This window comes from Streptomyces albireticuli, assembly GCF_002192455.1.
Taxonomy (GTDB): Bacteria; Actinomycetota; Actinomycetes; order Streptomycetales; family Streptomycetaceae; genus Streptomyces; species Streptomyces albireticuli_B.
Genome location: NZ_CP021744.1, coordinates 5,190,483 through 5,216,700, shown reverse-complemented (window position 1 = coordinate 5,216,700; position 26,218 = coordinate 5,190,483). Strand labels below are relative to the sequence as shown.

Genomic DNA, 26,218 nt, shown 5'->3' with positions numbered 1-26,218 from the left:
CCAGCGTAGCCCCGAACTGGTCAATCCGTGCGTCCGGTACGGGAATTCAGCCCGCGGCGGGCCCGCCTCCGCGCACATGGCCGTCGCCCGTGACGATGTACTTGGTCGAGGTGAGCTCCGGCAGGCCCATCGGGCCGCGCGCGTGCAGCTTCTGGGTGGAGATGCCGATCTCGGCGCCGAAGCCGAACTGGCTGCCGTCCGTGAACCGCGTCGAGGCGTTGACCGCGACCGTCGTGGAGTCCACCAGCTGGGTGAAGCGGCGGGCGGCGGCCTGCGAGGTCGTGACGATGGCCTCGGTGTGGCCGGAGGTCCACAGCCGGATGTGCCGGACGGCGGCGTCCAGGGAGTCCACGACGGCGGCGGCGATGTCGTACGAGAGGTACTCGGTCTCCCAGTCCTCGACGGTCGCGGGCACCACGGTGGCCGGGCCGCCCTCGGCCAGGGCGAGGACCCGCTCGTCGCCGTGCACGGTGACGCCGGCCTCGGCCAGCGCCGCCAGCGCGCGGGGCAGGAAGTCCACGGCGATGTCCTGGTGGACCAGGAGGGTCTCGGCGGCGTTGCAGACGCTGGGCCGCTGGGCCTTGGAGTTGATCAGGATGTCCACGGCCATGTCGAGGTCGGCCTCGGCGTCGACGTAGACGTGGCAGTTGCCGGTGCCCGTCTCGATCACGGGGACGGTGGACTCCTCGACGACCGTGCGGATCAGCGAGGCGCCGCCGCGCGGGATCAGCACGTCGACCATGCCGCGGGCGCGCATCAGCTCCCGCACGGAGTCCCGGCTCTCGCCCGGGACCAGCTGCACCGCGTCCGCGGGCAGCCCGGCGCCGCCGACGGCGTCGCGCAGGACCCGCACCAGGGCGGTGTTGGAGGAGTACGCGGAGGACGAGCCGCGCAGCAGGACGGCGTTGCCGGACTTCAGGCACAGGGCGGCGGCGTCCACGGTCACATTGGGCCGGGCCTCGTAGATGATTCCGACCACGCCGAGCGGCACCCGCACCTGGCGCAGGTCGATGCCGTTGGGGAGGGTCGAGCCGCGGACGACCTCGCCGACCGGGTCGGGGAGGGCGACGACGTCGCGGACGTCCTTGGCGATGGCCCGCACCCGCTCGGGGGTGAGGGTCAGCCGGTCGATGACGGTCTCGCTGGTGCCGGCGGCCCGGGCGCGCTCGACGTCCTCGGCGTTGGCCTCGACGATCTCCTTGGTCCGGACCTCGAGGGCGTCGGCGATCGCCAGCAGCGCCTCGTCCTTCACCGAGCGCGGCAGTGGCGCCAGCTCGGCGGCCGCGGCGCGGGCACGGTAGGCCGCGCGCAGCACCGGGGACTGCGGCATCGGGTCGGCGAGGGGGGAGGGGAAAACGCTGCTCATGGGCCGCAGCGTAGTCGGGCGGGGCCGGGGGCCACCACGCGTTCCGGACTGTGGACGCGGAGGGACCGCCCCGTGGAGGGGCGGGCGCCGCCGCCCCGGAGGGGCCGGAGCGGAGCCGCCGGGCCCGGCGCCCGGCAGGTCCTGGGCCCGTCCGGGACCGCCGGACCGCTCGAAGGGCCCCGAGGGGGCCCGAAGGGACGGGCACCCCGCCGCTCAGAACGGGTGCACCCCCACCGGAGTGGCCGGCAGCGGTCCGTACCCCTCGGCGACGCGCTGGTGGTACGTCTCCCGGTCGATGACCTCCAGGCCGACGATCTCCCACGGCGGGAGTCTGGCTGTGGAGCGGTGCTCGCCCCACAGCCGCAGGGCCACCGCCGCCGCGTCGTGCAGGTCGCGCGCCTCCTCCCAGTACCGGATCTCGGCGTGGTCGTCGGCGTAGCGGCTCGTCAGCAGAAAGGGGTGGTCGTGGGCCAGCTGTTCGAGGCCCCGGCGGACCTCCGCGAGCGGGGCCTCGGCGCCGGAGACGCTCAGGGTGATGTGCCACAGCCGGGACACCTCGCCCCTGGCCTCCACGGCCGTGGCCGCGGCGCCCTCCGGCTCCCCGCCGTCCGCGCTCTCCCCTCGGTCCCGGCCCGCTCCCACGCTGGTCAGTGTGCGTTCCTCCCCCACGGCCCTGCGGGCGTGGGCGGGAGTGCCCCCACCTCGGGGCAGCGCCCCTGGGCGCGCTCGTCTCACCGGCGGCCTCCTGTTGCTCGGTGCTCGGGGCCGCCTGCCCGTGACGGCCCCCCGCATCAAAGTTGACCAGCCTCCGGGCGGCCGCGTGACGGTTTTCCGGAAGGTCCCCATGGAAAGGCTGGACTTACTTCACTCTCGCCCGCGGCTGACGTCCGTCAGCGGTGCAGCACGACCAGGTCGTCCCGGTGCACGACCTCGCGCTCGTAGCCGGGGCCCAGGTCCCGGGCGAGATCCCGGGTGGAGCGGCCGAGCAGCTGCGGGATCTCCCCCGCGTCGAAGGCGACGAGCCCGCGCGCCACGGCCCGGCCGGCCTGGTCCCGCAGCTCGACGGGGTCGCCCGCGGAGAACTCCCCCTCGACCGACGCGATGCCCGCCGGCAGCAGCGAGGCGCCGCCCTCGATCACGGCCCGCACGGCCCCCTCGTCCAGCGTCAGGGCGCCGCGCGGGGTGGAGGCGTGCGCGAGCCACAGCAGCCGGTCGGCCGAGCGGCGGCCGGTGCGGTGGAAGAACGTGCCGGTCGGGCGGCCCGCGAGGGCGTCGGCGGCCTGGCTGGCGGAGGTGAGGACGACGGGGACGCCCGCCGCGGCCGCGATCCGGGCCGCCTCGACCTTGGTGACCATGCCGCCGGTGCCCACGCCCGCCTTGCCGGCGCTGCCGATGGAGATGCCCTCCAGGTCGGCCGGGCCCGCGACCTCGGCGATCCGCGAGGTGCCCGGGGTGCTGGGGTCGCCGTCGTACAGACCGTCGACGTCCGACAGCAGGACCAGCAGGTCGGCCCGGACCAGGTGGGCGACCAGCGCCGCCAGCCGGTCGTTGTCGCCGAACCGGATCTCGTCCGTGGCGACCGTGTCGTTCTCGTTGACGACCGGCACCGCGCCCATGGCCAGCAGCTGCTCCAGGGTCCGGAAGGCGTTGCGGTAGTGCGCGCGCCGGCTGGTGTCGTCCGTGGTCAGCAGCACCTGGCCGACGCGGCGGCCGTAGCGCGCGAAGGACGCGGTGTAGCGGGCGACCAGCAGCCCCTGGCCCACACTGGCGGCGGCCTGCTGGCGGGCCAGGTCGCGCGGCCGGCGCGCCAGGCCCAGTGGCGCCAGGCCCGCGGCGATGGCCCCGGAGGAGACCAGCACGATCTCCTTCTCCCCCGCCGCGCCGCCGGCCTTGGCCAGCGTGTCGACGAGCGCGTCAACGCGGTCGGCGTCCAGCCCCCCGCCCGCGGTGGTGAGTGAGGAGGATCCCACCTTGACCACGATCCTGCGGGCGCCCGTCACCTCCGCCCGCGCCGTCGCCGCTGCCCCTGTATCCGCCCCTGCCCCAGTCACGTACGCACACCTCAAGTGATCGCCGGTCGTCTGCCTGCTCCGGCCCGCAAATCTACCGCGCGGACGATTGTGGTCGTTCGGCCCTATTTTGTAATGATTACCGTCGCGGAAGATTGCTCCCGGACCAGCCGTCGTCATACGGTCGGTAGCTGACCACTGTCCGGCGCCGTCCGATCGCCGCCCGGCCGCGGTCCCCCACCCCAGCTCGACCCGCCCTATCCCCCCGTTCTCCTGCCAGGAGCCCGCCCAGTGCCTTCTGCCGGAACAGCCTCCCGCCGAGCCGTACAGCTCGCGGCGCTGCTCGCGATGCTGGTGTTCTTCGCCACCCAGCTCGTGGGAGCCCTGCTGCCCAACGTGCCGCTTTTGATCGCCGCCTCGGCGGCGGGCCTCGCGCTCGATCTCTACCTCCAGCACCGGGACCCCGGTCTGGTCGCCGTGCTCGGCAAGATCCGCTTCGATGTCATGGTGCGGCAGCTGCTGCGCGACATGCTGCTCCTGGTCGGGCTGCTGCGCCTGCACGGCGACGGCTCGCTGCGCGACTACGCACCGGTGTTCGTCGGACTGGTCCTCTTCTACGGCTCGCACCTGGCCTGCCAGGCCACCGCGATCATGGTCCGCCGCAGCCGCACGCTCCCCTTCCTCACCCGCAACATCGACACCACCGGCCTGCGCCTGTCCGCCGCGCCGCCGCGCCTGCTCGGCCGCCAGCACGGCCGCCGGCTGCTGCGCTTCGCGGTCCCGGCCACCGCGGGCCTCCTGGTCACCGCGGGCACCGAGCGGGTCCTGTGGGCCGAGATCGGCATGGGCCTCGCGGTCCTGCTCGGCCTCGGCGGCACCGCCTACCTCGCCACCTGGCTGCGCCCCAAGAAGCGCATCGCCAACGACCAGCAGGCCCTGGAGTGGCTGGACCGCTGGCTGGCCGACTACCGGCCGACCGTCGGCATGTACTTCTCCGGCGGCACCAGCTCGGCCTACCAGGCCAACATGTGGCTCTCCACCCTCGCCGCGCTCGACGGCAACCCCGTCATCGTGCTGCGCGAGCGGTTCATGGTGCAGAAGATCGACGCCACCGACGTGCCGATCGTGTGCATCCCCAAGGTCGTGAACCTGATGGCGCTGGAGAAGTCCTCGCTGAAGATGATGCTGCACCCGGCGAACTCCGGTAAGACCTCGCAGGTCCTGCGCATGCCGTCGATCAAGCACGCCTTCACCAACCACGGCGAGAGCGACAAGCTCTCCAGCTGCAACCCGTACTCCAAGGCGTACGACGAGATCTGGGTCGCCGGCCCCGCCGCCCGCGAGCGCTACCAGCTGGCCGACATCGGTGTCGACGACCGCGACGTCGTCGAGGTGGGCCGCCCGCAGCTCGCGCCCATCCAGCCCTACACGGGCGTCCCGACCGACGAGTACACCACCGTCCTCTACGCGCCGACGTGGGAGGGCTGGGACGGCAACCCCGGCAACACCTCGGTCATGCTCGCCGGCGAGAACATCGTCCGCGCGCTGCTCGCCGACCCCAAGGTCCGGCTGCTCTACAAGCCGCACCCGATGACCGGCTCCGTCGACCCCCGCGCGGGCCGCGCCAACGAGCGCATCCAGGCCATGATCCGCGAGGCCAACACCCGCCGCGGCGGCCCCCGCCCCGGCCCCGAGGCCGCCGCCGAGCTGGCGCGCCGCACCGCCGAGCTGGACCAGCTCACCACCAGCTCCTTCCGGAGCAGCGCCGACGAGATCGAGCGGATGCTCCTCCAGGGCACCCCGGAGAAGGGCCGCTCGGCGCACGTCGAGGCCGCCACCGTGGCCTGGGAGACCGCCTACTGGGCCTCGCTGCCGGTCTGGGAGCACCAGATCATCACCTCGGCCCGCCCGGCCCTCTTCACCTGCTTCAACCAGTCCGACCTGCTGATCAGCGACGTCTCCAGCGTCGTCTCGGACTACCTGATCAGCGAGAAGCCGTACGCGGTGGCCAACACCAGCGGCATGGCCGAGGACGAGTTCCGGGCGGTCTTCCCGACCGTCAGCGCCGCCACGATCCTCACCCCCGAGGCGGAGGGCGTACCGGCGCTCCTCGCGGCCGTCCGCGCGCCCGGCCGGGACGCCCTCGCGGCTGCCCGCGCCGAGCTCAAGGTCCAGTTGCTCGGCCCGTCCGACCCGCCGTCGCTGGTCCGCTTCAACCAGGCCGCGCTGGCGCTGGCCGCGAAGGCGGACGAGCGTCGCGAGCGGATGGAGGCCCGCGCCTCGGAGATCCCGACGCAGCGCGAGGCGGACGAGACGGCGACCGTCTGAGCCCGTCCGGGCCACGGCCGTCCGCACCGGACGTGACATGGGGAAGGCCCCCGGGAGGATCTCCTCCCGGGGGCCTTCCCCATGTGCGCTCCGGACCACCCGCGGGTACGGCGAAGCCCCCGGGTGCGGGGCACCCGGGGGCTTCGGGGGAGCAGACCCTCACACGCCTCAGAACGGCTTGAAGTCGTCGAACTCGCGCTGCGCCTCGTCCCGCTCCGCCTCGCGCTCGCGACGGCGCGTCGCGGCCGGGCGCGGGGCCTCCAGACGGTGGTCCTCGCCACGGCGGCCGAGCATCTCCGCGCCCGCCATCATGGTGGGCTCCCAGTCGAAGACGACCGCGTTGTCCTCGGCGCCGATGGCCACGCCGTCGCCCGCGCGGGCACCGGCCTTCATCAGCGCGTCCTCGACACCGAGGCGGTTGAGACGGTCGGCCAGGTAACCCACGGCCTCGTCGTTGTTGAAGTCGGTCTGGCGCACCCAGCGCTCCGGCTTCTCGCCGCGCACCCGGTAGATGCCGTCGTCCTCCAGCGTGACCGTGAAGCCCGTGTCGTCCACGGCCTTCGGACGGATGACGATGCGGGTCGCCTCCTCCTTCGGCTTGGCCGCGCGCGCCTCGGCGATGATGCCCGCCAGCGCGAAGGAGAGCTCCTTCAGGCCCGTACGGGCCACGGCGGACACCTCGAAGACCTGGTAGCCGCGCGCCTCCAGATCCGGGCGGATCATGTCGGCGAGGTCCTGGCCGTCCGGGATGTCGATCTTGTTGAGGACGACGATGCGCGGACGGTCGTCGAGACCGCCGTACTGCGTCAGCTCCGCCTCGATGACGTCCAGGTCGGAGACCGGGTCACGGTCGGACTCCAGGGTCGCCGTGTCCAGCACGTGCACCAGCACCGAGCAGCGCTCGACGTGCCGCAGGAACTCCAGGCCGAGGCCCTTGCCCTGGCTGGCGCCCGGGATCAGGCCCGGGACGTCCGCGATGGTGTAGACGGTCGAGCCGGCCGTGACGACGCCCAGGTTCGGGACCAGCGTCGTGAAGGGGTAGTCCGCGATCTTCGGCTTGGCGGCGGAGAGCACCGAGATCAGCGAGGACTTGCCCGCGCTCGGGTAGCCGACCAGCGCCACGTCGGCGACGGTCTTGAGCTCCATGACGATGTCACGGGACTCGCCCGGCTCACCGAGCAGCGCGAAGCCGGGGGCCTTGCGGCGCGCCGAGGAGAGCGCGGCGTTGCCGAGGCCGCCACGGCCGCCCTGGCCGGCGACGAAGGTCGTGCCCTCGCCCACCAGGTCGGCGAGGACGTTGCCCTGCTTGTCCAGGACCACGGTGCCGTCCGGCACGGGCAGGACGAGGTCCTGGCCGTCCTTGCCGGAGCGGTTGTCGCCCGCGCCCGGAGCGCCGTTGGTGGCCTTGCGGTGCGGGTTGTGGTGGTACTCGAGGAGCGTGGTGACCGACTGGTCGACGACCAGGGTCACATCGCCGCCACGGCCGCCGTTGCCGCCGTCGGGGCCGCCCAGGGGCTTGAACTTCTCACGGTGGACGGAGGCGCAGCCATGGCCTCCGTTACCCGCGGCGACGTGCAGCTCGACGCGGTCCACGAAGGTGGTCATTGCGGTTGCCTCCAGATACTTACGGGAATGTCTCTGTACTAACACGCCGAGGGCGGACCGGCTTCCCCGTCAGGAAAAGCGGCCCGCCCTCGGAAAGGTGCTTATGTCGTACCGAAAAGCTGATTACTCAGCGATCGGGACGATGTTCACGACCTTGCGGCCACGGTGCGTGCCGAACTCGACCGCACCGGCCTGCAGGGCGAACAGGGTGTCGTCGCCACCGCGACCGACGCCCGCGCCCGGGTGGAAGTGGGTGCCGCGCTGGCGGACCAGGATCTCACCGGCGTTGACGGCCTGGCCGCCGAAGCGCTTGACGCCGAGCCGCTGAGCGTTGGAATCGCGACCGTTCCGAGTGGACGATGCGCCCTTCTTGTGTGCCATGTCTCAGTCCCTTACTTCGCAGCCGTGGGGATGCCGGTGACCTTGATCGCCGTGTACTGCTGGCGGTGACCAATGCGCTTGCGGTAGCCGGTCTTGTTCTTGTACTTCAGGATGTCGATCTTGGCACCCTTGTGGTGGTCCACGATCTCGGCCTGGACCTTGATCCCGGCCAGCACCCACGGGTCGCTGGTGACGGACTCGCCGTCGACCACGAGCAGCGTGGAGAGCTCGACAGAGTCGCCCACCTTGCCGTCGGAAATCTTGTCAACCTCGACGATGTCGCCGACAGCAACCTTGTGCTGGCGACCACCGCTACGCACGATTGCGTACACGCGGATCTCACTCTCTCGCTGATAATCGGGACCTCTGATGCCAGCCGCTCACGCACGGGCGCAGCCCGTGAACATCCGAGTGGACGAGCGGCCTCTCCCTGCCGGAGCGGGGAGGGATTTGCTCAGGGGTTTGGCGTACAGACGCCGATGGACAAGGTTACGGGGCCCGGCCCATGGGGTCAAACCGGAGGTCCGGGCCCCAAACGGGACCCGGACCCCGGTGTCGCTCAGTCCTCCGAGGAGGACGCGGCGGCCGCTTCCGCGGTCTTCTTCGTCGCCCGCTTGGCCGGAGCCTTCTTGGCCGCCGTCTTGGTGGCGGCCTTCTTCGCGGTCGTCGTCTTCTTGGCCGTCGTCTTCTTCGCGGCCGTCTTCTTGGCGGCGGCCTTCTTCGCCGGGGCCTTCTTGGCGGTCTTGGCGGCCGTCTTGCGCGCGGTCTTCTTGGCCGGCGCGGCCTCCTCGGCGGCCTCGGCGGCCTCCGCCTGCTCGACCAGCTCCACGACCGCCTCGGTGACCTCCTCGGCCGTCGTGGGCTCCGCCGGGGCCTCCTCGGCCTCCGGACGGGCCGCGGACTCCACGACCACCACGGCGGCCTCGGCGTCCGCCGGCGAACCCGCGGGCGCGGAGACCCGGCGGGTGGCCCGGCGGCGGGTACGGGCCGGAGCGGCCGGAGCCGGCTCCTCCGCGGCCACCGGCGCGGCCGGAGCCTCGACAGCCGCCTCGGCGGGCGCCTCGGCCACGGGCTCGGCCACGGGCTCGGCCACGGGGACGGCCTCCGGCTCCGCGGCGCGCGGCTCCGGCTCGGCCTCGGCCACCGGCGCGGCCGGGGCCACGACGGTCTCCGGCTCGCGCTCCGCCCGCGGGGCACCGGCCGGGGCCGTCGCCTTACGGGTCGCACGACGACGCGTACGGCCACCGCGCTTCGCGGCGCTCTCCGCCTCGGCCGGGCTGCCGAACCACTCCTCGTCACCGCCGACCGACGGCTGGAGGTCGGCCTCGGCGACCGCGACGGGCTCCAGCTCGGGGGCCTCGGCCTCCTCCGCGGACTCCACGGCCTCCGCCGTCTCCGTCACGTGCTCGTGGTCGTGCTCGTGCGCCGGAGCGGCCTTGCCCTTCTTCTTGCCGCGCTTGCCGCCACCGCCGCCACCGACGGTCGTCGGCTGGTCCATGTGGACGATCACGCCGCGGCCGTTGCAGTGCACGCAGGGCTCGGAGAAGGACTCCAGCAGGCCCTGACCGACCCGCTTACGGGTCATCTGGACCAGACCCAGCGAGGTCACCTCGGCGACCTGGTGCTTCGTACGGTCCCGGCCCAGGCACTCCAGCAGGCGCCGCAGCACGAGGTCGCGGTTGGCCTCCAGCACCATGTCGATGAAGTCGATCACCACGATGCCACCGAGGTCGCGCAGCCGCAGCTGACGCACGATCTCCTCGGCCGCCTCGAGGTTGTTCTTGGTGACCGTCTCCTCCAGGTTGCCGCCCTGGCCGGTGAACTTGCCGGTGTTGACGTCGACGACGACCATCGCCTCGGTCCGGTCGATCACCAGCGAGCCGCCGCTCGGCAGCCAGACCTTGCGGTCCAGCGCCTTCATCAGCTGCTCGTCGATCCGGTACGTGGCGAAGACGTCGACGTCCGACGTCCACTTCTGGAGCCGGTCCGTGAGGTCCGGGGCGACGTGCGAGACGTAGCCGTGGATGGTCTCCCACGCGGTGTCACCGCTGACGATGACCTTGGAGAAGTCCTCGTTGAAGATGTCGCGCACGACGCGGACGGTCATGTCCGGCTCGCCGTACAGCAGGGTCGGGGCGTTGCCGCTCTTCGCCTTCTTCTGGATCTCTTCCCACTGCGCCTGGAGACGCTGCACGTCACGGGCCAGCTCGTCCTCGCTCGCGCCCTCCGCGGCGGTACGGACGATGACGCCCGCGTCCTCGGGGACGATCTTCTTGAGGATCTGCTTCAGACGGGCGCGCTCGGTGTCGGGCAGCTTCCGGCTGATACCGGTCATCGAGCCCTCGGGCACGTAGACCAGGTAGCGGCCGGGCAGCGAGACCTGGCTGGTCAGGCGGGCGCCCTTGTGACCGATCGGGTCCTTGGTGACCTGCACGAGCACGGACTGGCCGGACTTCAGCGCGGTCTCGATGCGGCGCGGGCCGTTGCCCATGCCGAGCGCCTCGAAGTTGACCTCACCGGCGTACAGGACCGCGTTGCGGCCCTTGCCGATGTCGACGAAGGCGGCCTCCATCGACGGCAGCACGTTCTGGACCTTGCCCAGGTAGACGTTGCCGACGTAGCTGGTGGCCTGCTCCTTGTTGACGTAGTGCTCGACGAGGACGTTGTCCTCCAGCACGCCGATCTGGGTGCGCTCACCGCTCTGCCGGACGACCATCACACGCTCGACGGCCTCACGGCGGGCCAGGAACTCGGCCTCCGTGATGATCGGCACGCGGCGGCGGCCCTGCTCGCGGCCCTCACGGCGGCGCTGCTTCTTCGCCTCCATGCGGGTCGAGCCCTTGATGGACTGCACCTCGTCGAAGCCCGTGCCCGGCTCGCGCTCCTCGCGCTTGCGGGGCTCGCGGACCTTGACGACGGTCCGCTCCGGGTCGTCGCTGCCGGTCTCGGCCTCGGCGCCGTCACCACTGCGGCGACGGCGACGGCGACGCCGGCGGCTGCTGGCGGAACCCGCGCCGGACTCCTCGTCCAGCGCCTCCTCCTGCTCCTCCTCGGCGGCCTCGTCCTGCTCGGCTTCCTGCTGCTCGTCCTCGGACAGCTCACCCTCGGCGTCACCGGACTCACCGCGGCGACGGCGACGGCCACCGCGACGGCGACGGCGCGACGGGCGGTCGCCCTCGTCCTCCTGCGCGGCCTCGGTCTCCTCGGCGCCCTCGGCCTCCTCGCCCTCCTCGTCCTGCTGGACGGCGGGGGCGGCGACGGCCTGCTCGGCGGCCTCGGCGGGCTCGCCACGGCGGCGCCGGCGACGACGGCCGGCGGGCTGCGCCTGCTCGGCGACGGGCTCGGCCGCCTCCTCCTCGGGCTCCTCCTCGACCGGGCCCGCGGCGGCGGCAGCGGCGGCGGTCTCCGGCGTCTGGAACATCGGCTCGGTGAAGACCGGCGCCTGGAAGACGGCGGTCGGCGGGCGCACGGCGCGGCGGCGGCCGCGCGCGGGAGCGGCGGTCTCCTCGGCGGGCGCGGCCTCGGCCTCGCTCACCACGGGGCCACGGGCGCGGCTCGCCTCCTTGGCGGCCTCCAGCGCGGCGGCGGCGGCCTCGGCGTCACCGGCGGCGACACGGCGGCGCGTACGGCCCTTGGCCGGGGCCTCGGCGGCCTCGGCGGGCTGCTCGGCGTCGCCACCGGTGGCCCGGCGGCGGGTACGGCGGCCACGCGGCTCGGCGGCGGGGGCCTCCTCCGCCACCGGAGCGGCGGCCTCGGGCTCCTCGGCGACGGCCTCGGCCTCGGCCTCGGCCTCGGCGGCCTGCGGGGCACCTGCCGGAGCGGTGGCCTTACGGACGGCACGACGGCGCGTACGGGCCGGCTTGGCCTCAGGGGTCTCGGCGGCCTCGGCGACGGCCTCTTCGGGCGCCTCGGTCACGGCCGGGGCCGGCTCGGCCACGGGCTCGACGACCGTCTCGGCGGCCTGCGGGGCACCGGCCGGGGCCGTGGCCTTACGGACGGCGCGACGGCGGGTACGGGCGGGGGCGGCGGCCGGGGTCTCGACCGGGGCCTCGGCCGGGGCCTCCTCGGCGGCGGGCTCCTCGGCGGCGGCCGGGGCCTCCGGCGCGGCCGGAGCGGTCTCGGCGGCCTGCGGGGCACCTGCCGGAGCGGTGGCCTTGCGCACGGCGCGACGGCGCGTACGGGCCGGCTTGGCCTCGGCGGCCTCAGCGACCTCGGGGGCGGGCTCGGCGACGGCCTCGGCGGGCGCCTCGGCGGCCTGCTCACCCTTACGGGGAGCGCCGGCCGGGGCGGTGGCCTTACGGGTCGCGCGGCGGCGCGGGCGGGCCGGGGTGGCCGGCGCCTCGGCGGCGGCCGGGGTCTCCTCGGCGGGGGCGGCTGCGGGCGCCTCCGTGCTCGCGGGGGCGGTCGTCTCGACCGTCACGGCGGCCTCGGTACCCGCCGACGGCGGGCCGGCGGGGCGGGACGCCGCACGGCGGCGGCGACGCGGCGGCAGTGTGTCGCCGGGTCCGCTGTCGGGGTTGTTGGTGGGCTCAGTGGGTTCGAGCATGCGGGCGGTTCTCCCGTCACGCTCCCGGGCGCCGGGCCTTGATCCGGCCGCGGCACCGCGCGATGCGCGGATACCGCCGTCCGGGGCGTGGGCGCCGCACGGGAGCTGTCGTCTCGCTCGCCGGGGCCGAAGTGGTGGGCACCGGCGAAAGTCTCCTGGTCAATGCGCCTGCCGGACCTGGGTGGCTCCCTGGCGGCGCGGCGGCGCGGCGACGGCCGTCCTTACGCGGGACCTTCCGGCACCTGCGCGGCACCGGCGCTCGGTCCGGCGGCCGTGGTGGTTGTTGCGGCCGGGGAAGCGTCGCGGTCGGGCGCGAGCGGGTCGGTCACCGTGCCGGACTCCTCATCGAGCAGCCCCTGCGCCAGCCTGGTCACCGCAGCGGGGACCGGCGGCGCCAGGTCGGCCGTGGCGCGGAGACCGGACAGGACGTCGTCGGGTCGAACGGCAGGTGTCAAGTGCCGAACAACCAGCCGCAGTATCGCACAGGCACCGACGCCGGGCCTATCGGCCGGACCGTCGAGCGCCTCGAGTCGGGCCACCGCCGCACGCGCGTCGAAGGTGCGCAACCCGTTTTTCGTCCGGCGCTGCACCTCCACGGTCTCCGCGGCGAGGAACGCCGCGACGGCGCGCTCGGCGTCCGCCACCTCGACGCCGTCCAGCCGCATCTCCCAGAGGGAGGCCTGGAGCCGGTCGGCGAAGGAGGAGGTGTGGGCCTCCACCGCGTCCGTGATGTCGAGTCCGTCGGGCAGCGACTCGTCGAGCAGCTTGCGCAGCTCCTGCGGGTCGCGGACCTCGGCGAGCTGGATCTCCAGGAACTCGGCCTCACTGCCCGTGCCGGTGGGTGCGGCATTGGCGTACGACACCTTGGGGTGCGGGGTGAAGCCGGCCGAGTACGCCATGGGCACCTCGGCGCGGCGCAGGGCCCGCTCGAAGGCGCGCTGGAAATCGCGGTGGCTGGTGAACCGGAGGCGGCCGCGCTTGGTGTAGCGCAGGCGGATGCGCTGCACCACGGGTGCGGGCGGCGGACCTTCGGGCTGGCGCTTACCCAGTGTTCTTGTCCTTCGTGAGTGCGGTCGTACTGCTACCTAGAGTACGTGTCCGGCGGAGGGGTACGTCCCGGAGGGCGCGCGAAAGCCCCGCCGGAGTGCGGCGGGGCTTCGGCACGGTGGAACTACTTGACCACGGACAGTGGCAGCAGCGGCTCACCCCCGCGCTCGCGGGGAAGTCTCGCGGTCAGCGCATCGCCACCCTAGGTTATTTCACCGTGAGCGGCAGCAGCTTCTTGCCCGTGGGGCCGATCTGGATGCTCGTGTCCATCTGCGGGCAGACTCCGCAGTCGAAGCACGGCGTCCAGCGGCAGTCCTCGACCTCGGTCTCGTCGAGGGCGTCCTGCCAGTCCTCCCAGAGCCAGTCCTTGTCGAGACCGGAGTCCAGGTGGTCCCAGGGCAGGACCTCTTCGTAGGTGCGCTCGCGCGTGGTGTACCAGGCGACGTCGACGCCCTGCTCGGGCAGCGTGCGCTCGGCGCACTTCATCCACAGGTCGTAGCTGAAGTGCTCGCGCCAGCCGTCGAAGCGGCCACCCGACGCGTAGACCTCGCGGATCACGGCGCCGACGCGGCGGTCACCGCGCGAGAGCAGGCCCTCGATGATGCCGGGCTTGCCGTCGTGGTAGCGGAAGCCGATCGAGCGGCCGTACTTCTTGTCGCCGCGGATCTTGTCGCGCAGCTTCTCCAGGCGGGCGTCGGTCTCCTCGGCGGAGAGCTGCGGCGCCCACTGGAAGGGGGTGTGCGGCTTGGGCACGAAGCCGCCGATGGAGACCGTGCAGCGGATGTCGTTCTGGCCGGAGACCTTGCGGCCCTCGGCGATGACGTTGACCGCCATGTCGCCGATCTGGAGGACGTCCTCGTCGGTCTCGGTCGGCAGGCCGCACATGAAGTACAGCTTCACCTGGCGCCAGCCGTTGCCGTACGCGGTGGAGACCGTGCGGATCAGGTCCTCCTCCGAGACCATCTTGTTGATGACCTTGCGCATGCGCTCGGAGCCGCCCTCGGGGGCGAAGGTGAGGCCGGACCGGCGGCCGTTGCGCGTCAGCTCGTTCGCGAGGTCGACGTTGAAGGCGTCCACGCGGGTCGACGGCAGGGAAAGGCCGATCTTGTCCTCGGTGTACCGGTCGGCCAGGCCCTTGGCGATGTCACCGATCTCGGTGTGGTCGGCCGAGGACAGCGACAGCAGGCCGACCTCCTCGAAGCCGGTCGCCTTGAGTCCCTTCTCCACCATCTCGCCGATGCCGGTGATGCTTCGCTCCCGCACGGGGCGCGTGATCATGCCGGCCTGGCAGAAACGGCAGCCGCGGGTGCAGCCGCGGAAGATCTCGACGGACATCCGCTCGTGGACGGTCTCGGCGAGCGGGACGAGCGGCTGCTTGGGGTAGGGCCACTCGTCGAGGTCCATGACGGTGTGCTTGGACACGCGCCACGGCACGCCGGAGCGGTTGGGCACGACACGGGCGATCCGGCCGTCCTCCAGGTACTCCACGTCGTAGAAGCCCGGGACGTACACGCCGCCCGTCTTGGACAGGCGGAGCAGCAGCTCCTCGCGGCCACCGGGGCGGCCCTCGGCCTTCCAGGCCCGGATGATGTCGGTGATCTCCAGGACGGCCTGCTCGCCGTCGCCGATCACGGCGCAGTCGATGAAGTCCGCGATGGGCTCGGGGTTGAACGCCGCGTGGCCGCCCGCGAGGACGATCGGGTCATCGATCGTGCGGTCCTTGGACTCCAGCGGGATGCCCGCGAGGTCCAGGGCGGTGAGCATGTTGGTGTAGCCGAGCTCGGTGGAGAAGCTCAGGCCGAAGACGTCGAAGGCCTTGACGGGCCGGTGCGCGTCGACGGTGAACTGCGGAACCTTGTGCTCGCGCATCAGCGCCTCGAGGTCCGGCCAGACGCTGTACGTGCGCTCGGCGAGGACGCCCTCGCGCTCGTTGAGCACCTCGTAAAGGATCATGACGCCCTGGTTGGGCAGCCCGACCTCGTAGGCGTCGGGGTACATCAAGCACCAGCGGACGTCACAGGACTCCCAGGGCTTGACCGTGGAGTTGAGCTCTCCGCCGACGTACTGGATCGGCTTCTGCACATGCGGGAGCAGCGCTTCGAGCTGTGGGAAGACGGACTCGACAGACATCTCGACCTTCGGGAGCTGGCAGGGGGCGACTCTCAAGCGTAACCCGGCGGGCGTCACTCCTCTCCCGGCGATCCCGGCCGCCGCGGCACCGCCGGTGGGCCGTGCGCGGTGTGCAACGACCGGGCGATCCGGCCCGTCACGCCCCCAGCGCCTCCCGGTACCGCTTCCGGGACGCCTTGCGCCACAGCTTCGGCAGCTTCGCCTCGTACGCGGCGGACAGCCGCTCCTCGTGCCCGTGCAGCAGGCCGAGGGTGAAGGTGCTCTCCCCCGCCGTGTGGGCGCGGCCGGCGATCTCGCGGAGGGCGCCGCGCGCCATGACGCTGTCCTGGTGATCGCCCAGCAGGGTCTGGACGGACTTCATGCGGGTGGCGAAGCGCTTGGCGGGCTTGCCGAGGGCGGGGGTCGCCGCCTCCGCGGCGTAGCGGGCGCGCTTGGCGGCCTTGCGGGCGTCGTGGAGGACGGTGTCGCGGTCCGGGCCGGGTTCGGTGGCGAGGGCGTGTTCGACGCGGGCGGCGAGCCGTCCGTAGTCGCGCAGGACGGCCTTGGCCAGCACGGTTCCGGCCGGGCGGGCGGCGGCCGGGCGCAGGGGCGGGTCGTCGAGGAGGGCGTCGAGGGTGTCGAGGAGGGCGAGGTAGCGGTCGCCGTCGAGGACGGTGGCGAGGCGCTTGCGGGAGCCCTTGCGGCGGCCCGCGGCCCAGATGCGCAGCCGGGCGCGCACGGGGCCGAGGACGAGTGCCGTGTCCAGTTCGGCCAGCCGCTCGCGGAGGCGTTCGGCGAGGACCTCGCGGTCGCGGTCGACGCCCAGCTCGGCGGCGAGCCATTTGAGCTCGTCGGCGACGGGGTCGGTGGCCCGCCGGTCGAGGACCTTGCCGTAGGTGCGGAAGGCGCTGCGCAGGCGGCGGGTGGCGACGCGCATCTGGTGGACGGAGTCCTCGGCGTCGCGGCGGACGGCGGGGTCGAGGGCCACGACGGCCTCGACCTGCTCGCGGAGGTAGGCGAGGACGTGGTCGCCGGCGGTGCGGGGGGTGTCGCTCTTACGGGTCCGCTCCTTCTTGGACGGCTTCTTCCCGTCCTTGGCCGGCTTCCTCTCGCCCTTCGACAGCTTCCCCTCGTCCTTGAGCGGCTTCCTCCCGTTCCTGAGCGGCTTCGTCCCGTTCTCCGGCGGCTTCCTCCCGCTCTTCGGCGCCGGCCGGGTCTCGGCGAGCGCGCGGGCGAGCTTGGAGGGTGCGTCGGAGGGGCGCAGGCCGGCCTCGCGGAGGTGGGGTTCGACGGTGTCGAGGAAGCCGGGGTCGCCGTCGGGGGCGAGCTCGATCTCGTACTCGGTCCAGTGGGCCGTGCGGCCGCCGGGCGTGAGGAGGTCCGCGGTGACGGTGTCGGCGCTGGCCTCGGCGAGGAGGGTGCCGTCGGCGTCGAGGAGGTGTCGGACGTCGCGGCGGGAGCGGATGCGGACGAGCGGCTGGAGTCCGCTGTGCCGGATCCGGGAGCGCACGAGGTCGGTGAGGGCGCGCGGGACGTCCGGGGACAGCGGGGCGCGGATCTCGTCGCGCACCCCGGGGGCCACGGGGAGTTTGAGGTGCCAGCCGGCGTCCTGGCCGCCGGTGCGGCGGCGCAGGGTGATGCCCGCCGCGGCCAGGCGGCGGTCGGTCGTGTCGTAGTAGACGGCGTCGAGCTCGGCCGTCCCCCGGTCGGTGACGGCCGCGACGCCCGGGACCCCGCCGAGGTCGGGCGGCAGGGCCGGGCCGGCGCCGTTTTCGTCACCGGTTTCGTACTTCCGCTCGATCTCTCGCACGGTGTCCGCCATGTGCTCGAATCTAGTGCCCGGAGGGCTTTCGCGGCAGTCCCCGGACGGACAGGTGCGTCAGGCGGAGACCGGTCGCTGCACCTTGATCGACTGGAGCAGCCCGATCGCGATCCAGGCGGCGAACATGGAGGAGCCGCCGTAGGAGACGAAGGGCAGGGGCAGTCCGGTGACGGGCATGATGCCGAGGGTCATGCCGATGTTCTCGAAGGACTGGAAGGCGAACCAGGCGATGATCCCGGCGGCGACGACCGTGCCGTAGAGCTCGGTGGTCTCGCGGGCGATCCGGCAGGCGCGCCACAGCACCACGCCGACGAGGAAGACGATCGCGCCGGCGCCGACGAAGCCGAGCTCCTCGCCGGCGACGGTGAAGATGAAGTCGGTCTGCTGCTCGGGGACGAACTGGCCGGTGGTCTGGCTGCCGTGGAAGAGGCCGGAGCCGGTGAGGCCGCCGGAGCCGATGGCGATGCGGGCCTGGTTGGTGTTGTAGCCGACGCCGGAGGGGTCGAGGGCGGGGTTGGCGAAGGCGGCGAAGCGGTTGATCTGGTATTCGTCGAGGACGCCGAGCTGCCAGATGAGGACGCAGCCGAGGACGCCGGCGCCGAGCAGGCCGGCGATCCAGCGGTGGGAGGCGCCGGAGGCGAGCAGCACGGCGAGGACGATGACGACCAGCACCATGACGGAGCCGAGGTCGGGCATCAGCAGGATGATGACGATCGGGAGGGCGGCGAGGCCGAGTGCCTCCATGACGGTGCGGTGGTCGGGGTGCTGCCGGTCGCCGGCGTCGACCTTCGCGGCCAGCAGCATCGCCATCCCCAGGGTGATGGTGATCTTGGTGAACTCGGAGGGCTGGATGGAGAAGCCGGCGCCGAGCTGGATCCAGGAGCGGGCGCCGTTGATGGTCGCGCCGAGCGGGGTGAGCACGGCGGCGGTGAGCAGCACGGAGATCGCGTAGAGGATGGGGACGCCGCCGCGCAGGGCGCGGTGGCCGACCCAGACGGCGGCGATGGCGAGGCCGAGTCCGATGCCGGTGTTGAGGATGTTGCGGAGCAGGAAGTAGTACGGGTCGCCCTGGTTGAGCTCGGTGCGGTTGCGGGTGGCGGAGTAGACGAGCAGGGTGCCGATGCCGGAGAGGGCGAGGGCGGCGAAGAGCATGACCCAGTCGAGGCGGCGGACGACGGAGTCGCGGGCGGTGAGCCGGCCCCAGGTGGAGCGCTCGGGGGTGTAGCGGCGGACGTTGTAGCCGTCGGTGGCGCTCATTCGTCCTTCTCCTCCTTCCGGGCGGCGTCGCTCTCCTTGGGGGTGGGGGCGGGCGGCTCGATCTTCTGGGCCTCGATCGTGCCGTCCTTCTCGATGGTGGGGAGCTTCTCCTGGGGGTGCGGGAGGAGCGCCTTCTTCGGGTCGATCTTGCCCTTGTCGTCGACGCCGTAGATGCCGTTGTAGATCTTGCGTACGGCCGGGCCGGAGGCGCCGGAGCCGGTGCCGCCCTGGGAGATCGTCATGACGATCGTGTAGTCCTGGGTGTAGGTGGCGAACCAGGAGGTCGTCTGCTTGCCGTAGACCTCGGCGGTGCCGGTCTTGGCGTGCATCGGGATCTCCTTCTGCGGCCAGCCCTCGAACCGCCAGGCGGCGCTGCCCTGGGTGGCGACGCCGGCCAGGGCGGCGTCGAGCTGGTTGCGGGTGCGGGTGTCGAAGGGGAGCCTGCCGTGGGCGGTGGGCCGGATCTCGTGGACGGTCTTCCCGTCGGGGCTGACGACGGCCTTGCCGACGGTGGGGTTGTAGAGGGTGCCGCCGTTGCTGATGCCGGCGTAGATGGTGGCCATCTGGACGGGGGTGACGAGGGTGTCGCCCTGGCCGATGGAGTAGTTGACGGAGTCACCGGCGCGCATGCGCATGCCGGACTCGCAGTTCTCCTTGGCGATCTTGGCGGCGTAGTCCTCGGCGTTGCCGCTCTGCTTGCACCAGGTGTCCTTGTTGGCCTCCCAGTAGCGCTTCTTCCACTCGCGGTCGGGGACGCGGCCCTTGACCTCGTTGGGGAGGTCGATGCCGGTCTCCTTGCCGAGGCCGAACTGGTGGGCGGTGCGGTAGAACCAGTCCTTGGGGTGCTTGGGGTTGTTCCCGCCGTCCTTCTGCCACTGGCGGTAGGCCAGGTCGTAGAAGACGGTGTCGCAGGAGACCTCCAGGGCGCGGCCGAGGTTGATGGGGCCGTATCCCTTGGACTCGAAGTTCTTGAAGACCTGGCTGCCGATGCTGTAGGAGCTGGAGCAGTTGTAGTTGTCGGTGAAGGAGTAGCCGGCGTTGACCGCGGCGGTCGCGGAGATGACCTTGAAGACCGAGCCGGGGGCGGCCTGGCCCTGGATGGCGCGGTTGAGCAGCGGGTAGTCGGAGTCCTTGCCGGTGAGCTGCTGGTAGTCCTTGGCGCTGATGCCGCCGACCCAGGCGTTGGGGTCGTAGGTGGGGTTGGAGGCCATGGCGACGACGCGGCCGGTCCTGGACTCCATCACGACGACGGCGCCGGCGTCGGCCTTGTAGTTGACGCCGGTGTTCCGGTCGAGCTCCTTGCGGGCGTCCTTCATGGCCTGGTCGAGCTCGCGTTCCGCTATGGCCTGCACGCGGGCGTCGATGCTGGTGATGACGTTGGCGCCGGGGACGGCCTTGTCGCTCTTGGCCTTGCCGATGACGCGGCCGAGGTTGTCGACCTCGTAGCGGGTGACGCCGGCCTTGCCGCGCAGCTCGGCGTCGTACTGCCGCTCCAGGCCGGAGCGGCCGACCTGGTCGGAGCGGAGCAGCGGGGGGCGGCCGGCGGCCTTGGCCTTGATGATCTCGTCGTCGGAGACGGGTGAGAGGTAGCCGAGTACCTGGGCGGTGTTGGAGCCGCCGGGGCCGGCGTAGCGGCGTACTGCGGTGGGTTCGGCGGTGATGCCGGGGAAGTCCTCGGCGCGCTCGCGGATCTGGAGGGCCTGCTGGGTGGTGGCCTCGTCGGTGATGGGGATGGGCTGGTAGGGCGAGCCGGCCCAGCAGGGCTTGGGGGTCTTGGCGTCGCACAGCCGGACCTTGGCGGCGACCTCGTCGGCGGGGAGGCCGAGGACACCGGCGAGGCGGGTGAGGACGGTCTTGCCGCGGTCCTTCATCTTCATCAGGTCGGTGCGGCTGGCGGAGACGACGAGGCGGGTCTCGTTGTCGGCGAGGGGGATGCCGCGGGCGTCCAGTATCGAGCCCCGGGTGGCGGGGGCGACGACCTGCTGGATGTGGTTGTCGGCGGCCTCGGCGGTGTACTGGTCGCCGTTGCGGATCTGGAGGTACCAGAGGCGGCCGCCGAGGGTGAGCAGGAGCGAGAAGACCAGGATCTGGATGACGACGAGCCGGATGGTGACGCGGGAGTCCCGCCCGGTCTCGGGGAGGTTGCTCATCGGGCCTCCCGTCGGGTGTCGGAAGCAGGCGGTCTCACAGGCGCTTGGCTCCCTTCATGCGGCCCGGGCGGTTGCGTGACGACTTGCCGAGGAGGCCGGTGCGCTGGCCGCCGATGCGGCTGCCGCGGCCGCCGCCGCCGAGCCAGCCGTAGGCGCCCTCGCCGCCGCCCATGGTGCTGGGTCCCTCGCCGGCGAGCGGGTCGTTCTCGGTGCGGCGGGCGAGGGTCATGATCAGGGGGACGGTGAAGGGGGCGAGCAGCAGGTCGTAGAGGGCGGCGCTGAAGAGGAGTCCGGTCAGGCCGACGTGGCGGGCGGAGGTGTCGCCGACGAGGGAGCCGACGCCCGCGTAGAGCAGGGTGGAGCCGATGGCGGCGACGACCACGACGATCATGGGCACGGTCGCGGAGCGGAGTCGTCCGTTCTCCGGGCGGACGAGGCCGACGGCGTAGCCGACGAGGCAGAGCACGAGGGCGTAGCGGCCGGTGGCGTGGTCGGCGGGGGGCGCGAGGTCGGCGAGCAGGCCGGCGCAGAAGCCGAGGAGGGCGCCGCTGGTATGGCCGTAGACGAGCGCGAGGCCGATGACGACGAGGAGGAGCAGGTCGGGGACGGCGCCGGGGAGGTGGAGCCGGGCGAGCACGGTGACCTGGACGACGAGGGCGACCACCACGAGCGCGGTCGAGAGCAGGATCCGGTTGAGGCGCATCGGTCAGTCCTCGGGTTTGGCGCTCGGGGTGGGGGTGACGGTGACGGTCACGGTGGGGGTGGGTTTGGGGCCCTCGGGCTTGGGCGGCAGGACCGTGTCGCGGGGGTCGGTGCGCGGGGGCTGGACGACGACGCCGACGATGTCGAGCTTGCTGTAGCCGACGTAGGGGCGGACCTGGAGGGTGCGGGTGAGGCCGCCGCCGGAGGGGTCGACGCGGGTGACCTCGCCGACGGGGACGCCGGGGACGAAGGGCTTGTCGCGGCTGGAGCCGAAGGTGACGAGGCGGTCGCCCTCGCGGACGACGGCCTTGCCGTTGAGCAGCTCGACGCGCAGGGAGCGGTCGCCCTGGCCGTTGGCGAAGCCGAGTTCGCCGGTCTTCTCCATGCGGGTGCCGACGGTGAACTTGGGGTCGTTGGCGAGCAGCACGGTGGCGGTGGAGCGGGCCACGGTGGTGACGCGGCCGACGAGGCCGTCGCCGTTGAGCACGGTCATGTCGCGCCGGATGCCGTCGTTGCTGCCGGCGTCGATGGTGACGGTCCAGGAGAAGCCCTGGGCGGCTCCTATGGCGATGACCTGGGCGCCCTTGATGCCGTACTGGCCGGCTCCGGCGGTCTTGAGCATGGCGTCGAGTTCGCGGGCGCGGCCGCGGTTGCGGTCGTCGCTGCCGAGGCGCTGCTTGAGGGAGGCGTTCTCGCGCTCCAGCTCGCTGATGCGGTCGTGCCGCTCACCGGAGTCCCGGACGGCCGCGACGGCGTTGCCGACGGGGTCGACGGCGGCGGCGACGCCCTTCTCGACCGGGCCGAAGACCGAGGCGGCGGCGTGCCGGACGCCGTCGAGCGGGGACTGCTCGCCGCCGCGGATGTCGACCGTGATCAGCGCGAACGCGACGGCGACCAGCAGCACCAGCAGCAGCCGGCTCTCTCGTGTGTCCCTCACGTGCGGCGGCGTGCCCTTCTCGTCGGACCGGTCCGCTGCGGGCGCGGGCCGGTCATCGGGAGCGTTCTGCCTGTATATCAGGTTGTTTCCCGGCGTCGGGTGTGCCGGGCGCCGCCCTCGCGCGCCGGTCCGCGCCCCCCGGGTGCGGGGGCGGCACGGAGCGGCCGCGAGGGCCGTGGGGCGGCTTCCGGCCGGGTCCCCGCGGCCCCGGAAGCGGCACCGCCGCGGGTCAGCGGCGGGGCTGGGCGTCCAGGACCTGCTGGAGGGCCTCGAACTCCTCGACGCACTTGCCGGAGCCGAGGGCCACGGAGTCCAGCGGGTCCTCGGCGATGTGGATCGGCATGCCGGTCTCCCGGCGCAGCCGCTCGTCGAGGCCGCGGAGCAGGGCACCGCCCCCGGTGAGAACGATGCCGCGGTCCATGACGTCACCCGAGAGCTCGGGCGGGCACTTGTCGAGGGTGGTCTTGACGGCGTCCACGATGGAGTTGACCGGCTCCTCGATGGCCTTGCGGACCTCGGCGGCGGAGATGACCACGGTCTTGGGCAGGCCGCTGACCAGGTCGCGGCCGCGGATCTCGGTGTGCTCGTCCTGTTCGAGGTCGTAGGCCGAGCCGATGGTGATCTTGATCTGCTCGGCGGTGCGCTCACCGAGGAGGAGGCTGTACTCCTTCTTGATGTGCTGGATGATCGCATTGTCCAGCTCGTCGCCTGCGACGCGGATGGACTGCGCGGTGACGATCCCGCCGAGGGAGATCACGGCGACCTCGGTGGTGCCGCCGCCGATGTCGACGACCATGTTGCCGGTGGCCTCGTGGACGGGCAGGCCGGATCCGATGGCGGCGGCCATCGGCTCCTCGATGATGTGCACCTGGCGGGCGCCGGCCTGGGTGGACGCCTCGATGACGGCACGGCGCTCGACGCCGGTGATGCCGGAGGGCACGCAGACGACGACCCGGGGGCGGGCCATCCAGCGGCGCTTGTGGATCTTGAGAATGAAGTAGCGGAGCATCCGCTCGGTGATCTCGAAGTCGGCGATCACGCCGTCCTTCAGGGGGCGGACCGCGACGATGTTGCCCGGGGTTCGGCCGATCATCTTCTTCGCCTCGGCCCCGACCGCGAGGATCCCGCCGGTGTTGGTATTGATGGCGACGACGGATGGCTCGTTGAGGACGATTCCGCGACCTCTGACGTACACCAGCGTGTTGGCGGTCCCGAGGTCGACAGCCATGTCACGGCCGATGAACGACATGTTGTTCCCCATGAGGATACGTCTGGCCTTCCCAGCTGGAGCGATTGCTTACTTGAGGTCGGCAGGTGTGCGGTGCGCTGCGGGGCGCGGAAGCTTCATCGTAGTCTCGACGACTCGAACGCGGTGCGAGGGTTCCTCCGCCATTGTCGGCGGAACAGGAGCTCCCCCCAGTAATGGTGACGTCGTGTCGGAGTGAGAGGTTCCCGCGTACGCCCCGCATATGCCAGGGGGCGACCGAAAAGAAATCGGTCGCCCCTGATCAGAATGGGTGCGCGGCTGATGCGCTATCAGGCCAGGCCGGGAAAGAAAATCTTGATTTCCCGCTGCGCGGACTCCTCGGAGTCCGAGGCGTGGATGAGGTTCTCGCGCGTGATGGTGCCGAAGTCACCACGGATGGAACCGGGAGCGGCCGAGATGGGGTCGGTCGGGCCGGCGAGCGCCCGGACGCCCTCGATCACACGCTCCCCCTCGACCACGAGCGCCACGACGGGCCCGGAGGACATGAACCGCATCAGGGGCTCGTAGAAGTCACGGCCGACGTGCTCCGCGTAGTGCTGCTCCAGGGTCGCCCGGTCGAGGGTGCGCAGCTCCAGCGCGCCGATCGTCCAGTTCGCCTTGCGCTCGATGCGGCCGACGATCTCACCGATCAGGCCACGTCGTACGGCGTCGGGCTTGAGGAGGACGAGGGTGCGCTGGCTCATAGTGTGCGGCTCCTTGCAGGCAGGCAGGTGTTGCGGCAGAGGCTACAGGGGTACGGGCCGGCTCCGGTACGGGCCCTGTCAGGCGGTGCCCGCCCCCGGCTCCGCCGCGCCGGCCGCCTGTGCCGCGAAGCGGGCCTTCGCCTCGTCGATCTTGCCGCCGAAGTGGACCGACGCCCACCACAGGCCGCCGAAGACCACGCCCAGGATGAACATCATCGGGACGATGAAGCCGCTCAGGACCAGGCCGATCTGGAGCAGCCAGCCCAGCTGTACGCCGCCGGGCCGGGTGATCATCCCGCAGAGCAGGACGCTCAGCACCATGGCCGTGCCGCTGACGGCCCAGACCGTGCCGGACGACAGGTCCGAGGTCTGCATGGCGACCAGGCCGGCGAATCCGATGATGAAGAATTCACCGATCAGAGTGCTGGCGCACAGCATTCGCATGTCAGTTCCTTCCCAGGAGCAGCCGGGCCTCGCCGACCGTGATCACGGAGCCGGTCACCAGCACACCCGCGCCGGCGAACTCGCCTTCTTCCTCCGCGAGGGTGATGGCCGCTTCGAGGGCGTCGTCAAGACGGGGCTCGACCTGGACCCGGTCGGCGCCGAAGACCTCGACCGCGACGCCGGCCAGGGCGTCGGCGTCCATGGCGCGGTCGGTGGAGTTCCTGGTGACCACGACCTCGGCGAAGATCGGCTCGAAGGCCTCCAGCAGGCCGCGGACGTCCTTGTCGCCGCTGGCGCCGACGACGCCGATGAGCCGGCTGAAGCCGAACGCCTCGGTGACGGCCTCGGCCGCCGCCGCGGCACCGGCGGGGTTGTGCGCGGCGTCCAGCACCACGGTGGGGCTGCGGCGCACGACCTCCAGGCGGCCGGGCGAGGTGACGGCGGCGAAGGCGCGGCGGACGGTGTCGAGGTCGAGCGTGCGGGCGTGCTGCGAGCCGATGCCGAAGAACGCCTCGACGGCGGCCAGCGCGACGGCGGCGTTGTGCGCCTGGTGGGCGCCGTAGAGCGGCAGGAAGACCTCGGGGTACTCGCCGCCCAGGCCGCGCAGCGTCAGCAGCTGGCCGCCGACGGCGACCTCGCGGGAGACGACGCCGAACTCCATGCCCTCGCGGGCGACGGTGGCGTCCTTCTCGACGGCGCGCTTGAGGAGCACCTGCGCGGCGTCCACGGGCTGCTGGGCGAGGACGACGGTGGCGTCGGGCTTGACGATGCCGGCCTTCTCCCCGGCGATCTCGCCGGGGGTGGTGCCGAGCCGGTCGGTGTGGTCGAGCGAGATGGGGGTGACCACGGCGACGGTGCCGTCGACGACGTTGGTGGCGTCCCAGGTGCCGCCCATGCCGACCTCGACGACGGCCACGTCGACCGGGGCGTCCGCGAAGGCGGCGTAGGCCATGGCGGTGAGCACCTCGAAGAAGGAGAGGCGGTGCTCCTCGCGGTCGTCGACCATCTCGACGTACGGCTGGATGTCGCGGTAGGTCTCGATGAACCGCTCGGCCGCGATGGGCGCGCCGTCGAGGCTGATGCGCTCGGTGACGGACTGGACGTGCGGGCTGGTGTAGCGGCCGGTGCGCAGGTCGAAGGCGCCCAGCAGGGCCTCGATCATGCGGGCGGTGCTGGTCTTGCCGTTGGTCCCGGTGATGTGGATCGCGGGGTAGGCGCGCTGCGGCTGGCCCAGGATGTCCATCAGCGCCTCGATGCGCACCAGCGAGGGGTCGAGCTTGGTCTCGCCCCAGCGCCCGGCGAGCTCGGTCTCGACCTCGCGCAGCGCCCGGTCGACCTCGGGGTCGGCCGGGCGGGCGGGGACGTCGCTCTGCGGGGGCGCGGACTGGGCGCGCAGGGTGCGGCTGCCGGCCTCGATCACGGCAAGGTCGGGGTCGCGGTCGGTCTCGGCATCGACAATCTCGGCGAATCGGTCGTCCTCGCCGGTGCCGGTGTCGCCGTTGTCGTCGTTCAGGGGGCGCTCGCTCACGCCGACCAGTCTACGGAGGGGCACCGACACCGCGGGC

Annotated in this window: 19 protein-coding genes; 1 reads left to right on the top strand and 18 read right to left on the bottom strand. The window is 72.4% G+C overall.

Going from position 1 to position 26,218, the window contains the following annotated elements:
• Nucleotides 1-46 precede the first annotated feature (46 nt).
• The 3 genes from SMD11_RS22475 to proB form a co-directional block, all read right to left on the bottom strand.
• Nucleotides 47-1,366 (bottom strand): glutamate-5-semialdehyde dehydrogenase, encoded by a 1,320-nt coding sequence (locus SMD11_RS22475; protein ID WP_087928150.1) that lies wholly within the window; start codon nucleotides 1,364-1,366, stop codon nucleotides 47-49.
• A gap of 213 nt (nucleotides 1,367-1,579) precedes the next feature.
• Nucleotides 1,580-2,101 carry a hypothetical protein gene (locus SMD11_RS22470; protein WP_199843929.1) on the bottom strand — a complete coding sequence of 174 codons (522 nt, stop codon included), beginning with the start codon at nucleotides 2,099-2,101 and terminating at the stop codon, nucleotides 1,580-1,582.
• Between the two features lie 155 nt (nucleotides 2,102-2,256).
• Nucleotides 2,257-3,366, bottom strand: a complete 1,110-nt coding sequence (gene proB, locus SMD11_RS22465) for a glutamate 5-kinase (RefSeq protein WP_087928149.1) — start codon at nucleotides 3,364-3,366, stop codon at nucleotides 2,257-2,259.
• A gap of 300 nt (nucleotides 3,367-3,666) precedes the next feature.
• Here proB and SMD11_RS22460 point away from each other — a divergent pair, with 300 nt between their 5' ends.
• Nucleotides 3,667-5,703 carry a hypothetical protein gene (locus SMD11_RS22460; protein WP_087928148.1) on the top strand — a complete coding sequence of 679 codons (2,037 nt, stop codon included), beginning with the start codon at nucleotides 3,667-3,669 and terminating at the stop codon, nucleotides 5,701-5,703.
• A gap of 168 nt (nucleotides 5,704-5,871) precedes the next feature.
• Here the strand turns inward: SMD11_RS22460 and obgE are convergent, their stop codons facing one another.
• The 15 genes from obgE to folC form a co-directional block, all read right to left on the bottom strand.
• Complete coding sequence (gene obgE / locus SMD11_RS22455) at nucleotides 5,872-7,308, bottom strand: GTPase ObgE (RefSeq protein ID WP_087928147.1); 1,437 nt, start codon at nucleotides 7,306-7,308, stop codon at nucleotides 5,872-5,874.
• Nucleotides 7,309-7,431: 123 nt separating this feature from the next.
• Nucleotides 7,432-7,689, bottom strand: a complete 258-nt coding sequence (gene rpmA, locus SMD11_RS22450; protein ID WP_087928146.1) for a 50S ribosomal protein L27 — start codon at nucleotides 7,687-7,689, stop codon at nucleotides 7,432-7,434.
• An 11-nt stretch (nucleotides 7,690-7,700) separates the two neighbouring features.
• Entirely contained in the window at nucleotides 7,701-8,021 is a 321-nt protein-coding gene (gene rplU, locus SMD11_RS22445; protein WP_087928145.1) for a 50S ribosomal protein L21, read from the bottom strand.
• Between the two features lie 227 nt (nucleotides 8,022-8,248).
• Entirely contained in the window at nucleotides 8,249-12,235 is a 3,987-nt protein-coding gene (locus SMD11_RS22440) for an Rne/Rng family ribonuclease (protein ID WP_087928144.1), read from the bottom strand.
• Between the two features lie 221 nt (nucleotides 12,236-12,456).
• A complete protein-coding gene (locus SMD11_RS22435) occupies nucleotides 12,457-13,242 on the bottom strand; it encodes a TIGR03936 family radical SAM-associated protein (protein WP_087930673.1) in 786 nt (261 codons plus the stop codon).
• 247 nt (nucleotides 13,243-13,489) lie between these two features.
• Nucleotides 13,490-15,412: a TIGR03960 family B12-binding radical SAM protein gene (locus SMD11_RS22430; RefSeq protein WP_087930672.1), complete on the bottom strand. Its 1,923-nt coding sequence runs from the start codon at nucleotides 15,410-15,412 to the stop codon at nucleotides 13,490-13,492.
• A 136-nt stretch (nucleotides 15,413-15,548) separates the two neighbouring features.
• A complete protein-coding gene (locus tag SMD11_RS22425) occupies nucleotides 15,549-17,213 on the bottom strand; it encodes a CYTH and CHAD domain-containing protein (protein ID WP_087928143.1) in 1,665 nt (554 codons plus the stop codon).
• 57 nt (nucleotides 17,214-17,270) lie between these two features.
• Complete coding sequence (gene rodA / locus SMD11_RS22420) at nucleotides 17,271-18,470, bottom strand: rod shape-determining protein RodA (RefSeq protein ID WP_087928142.1); 1,200 nt, start codon at nucleotides 18,468-18,470, stop codon at nucleotides 17,271-17,273.
• Nucleotides 18,467-20,620 carry a penicillin-binding protein 2 gene (gene mrdA / locus SMD11_RS22415; protein ID WP_087928141.1) on the bottom strand — a complete coding sequence of 718 codons (2,154 nt, stop codon included), beginning with the start codon at nucleotides 20,618-20,620 and terminating at the stop codon, nucleotides 18,467-18,469. The genes rodA and mrdA overlap by 4 nt, the downstream gene beginning before the upstream one ends.
• A 34-nt stretch (nucleotides 20,621-20,654) precedes the next feature.
• Nucleotides 20,655-21,323, bottom strand: a complete 669-nt coding sequence (mreD, locus tag SMD11_RS22410; RefSeq protein WP_087928140.1) for a rod shape-determining protein MreD — start codon at nucleotides 21,321-21,323, stop codon at nucleotides 20,655-20,657.
• A 3-nt stretch (nucleotides 21,324-21,326) separates the two neighbouring features.
• Nucleotides 21,327-22,259, bottom strand: a complete 933-nt coding sequence (gene mreC / locus SMD11_RS22405) for a rod shape-determining protein MreC (protein WP_087928139.1) — start codon at nucleotides 22,257-22,259, stop codon at nucleotides 21,327-21,329.
• Between the two features lie 229 nt (nucleotides 22,260-22,488).
• Nucleotides 22,489-23,508, bottom strand: coding sequence for a rod shape-determining protein (locus SMD11_RS22400; RefSeq protein WP_004950903.1), 1,020 nt, complete (start codon nucleotides 23,506-23,508; stop codon nucleotides 22,489-22,491).
• 287 nt (nucleotides 23,509-23,795) lie between these two features.
• Nucleotides 23,796-24,209 (bottom strand): nucleoside-diphosphate kinase, encoded by a 414-nt coding sequence (gene ndk / locus SMD11_RS22395; RefSeq protein WP_087928138.1) that lies wholly within the window; start codon nucleotides 24,207-24,209, stop codon nucleotides 23,796-23,798.
• A 78-nt stretch (nucleotides 24,210-24,287) separates the two neighbouring features.
• Nucleotides 24,288-24,653, bottom strand: a complete 366-nt coding sequence (locus SMD11_RS22390; protein WP_087928137.1) for a DUF4233 domain-containing protein — start codon at nucleotides 24,651-24,653, stop codon at nucleotides 24,288-24,290.
• 1 nt (nucleotide 24,654) lies between these two features.
• Complete coding sequence (gene folC / locus SMD11_RS22385; RefSeq protein WP_234366132.1) at nucleotides 24,655-26,181, bottom strand: bifunctional tetrahydrofolate synthase/dihydrofolate synthase; 1,527 nt, start codon at nucleotides 26,179-26,181, stop codon at nucleotides 24,655-24,657.
• Nucleotides 26,182-26,218: the final 37 nt, after the last annotated feature.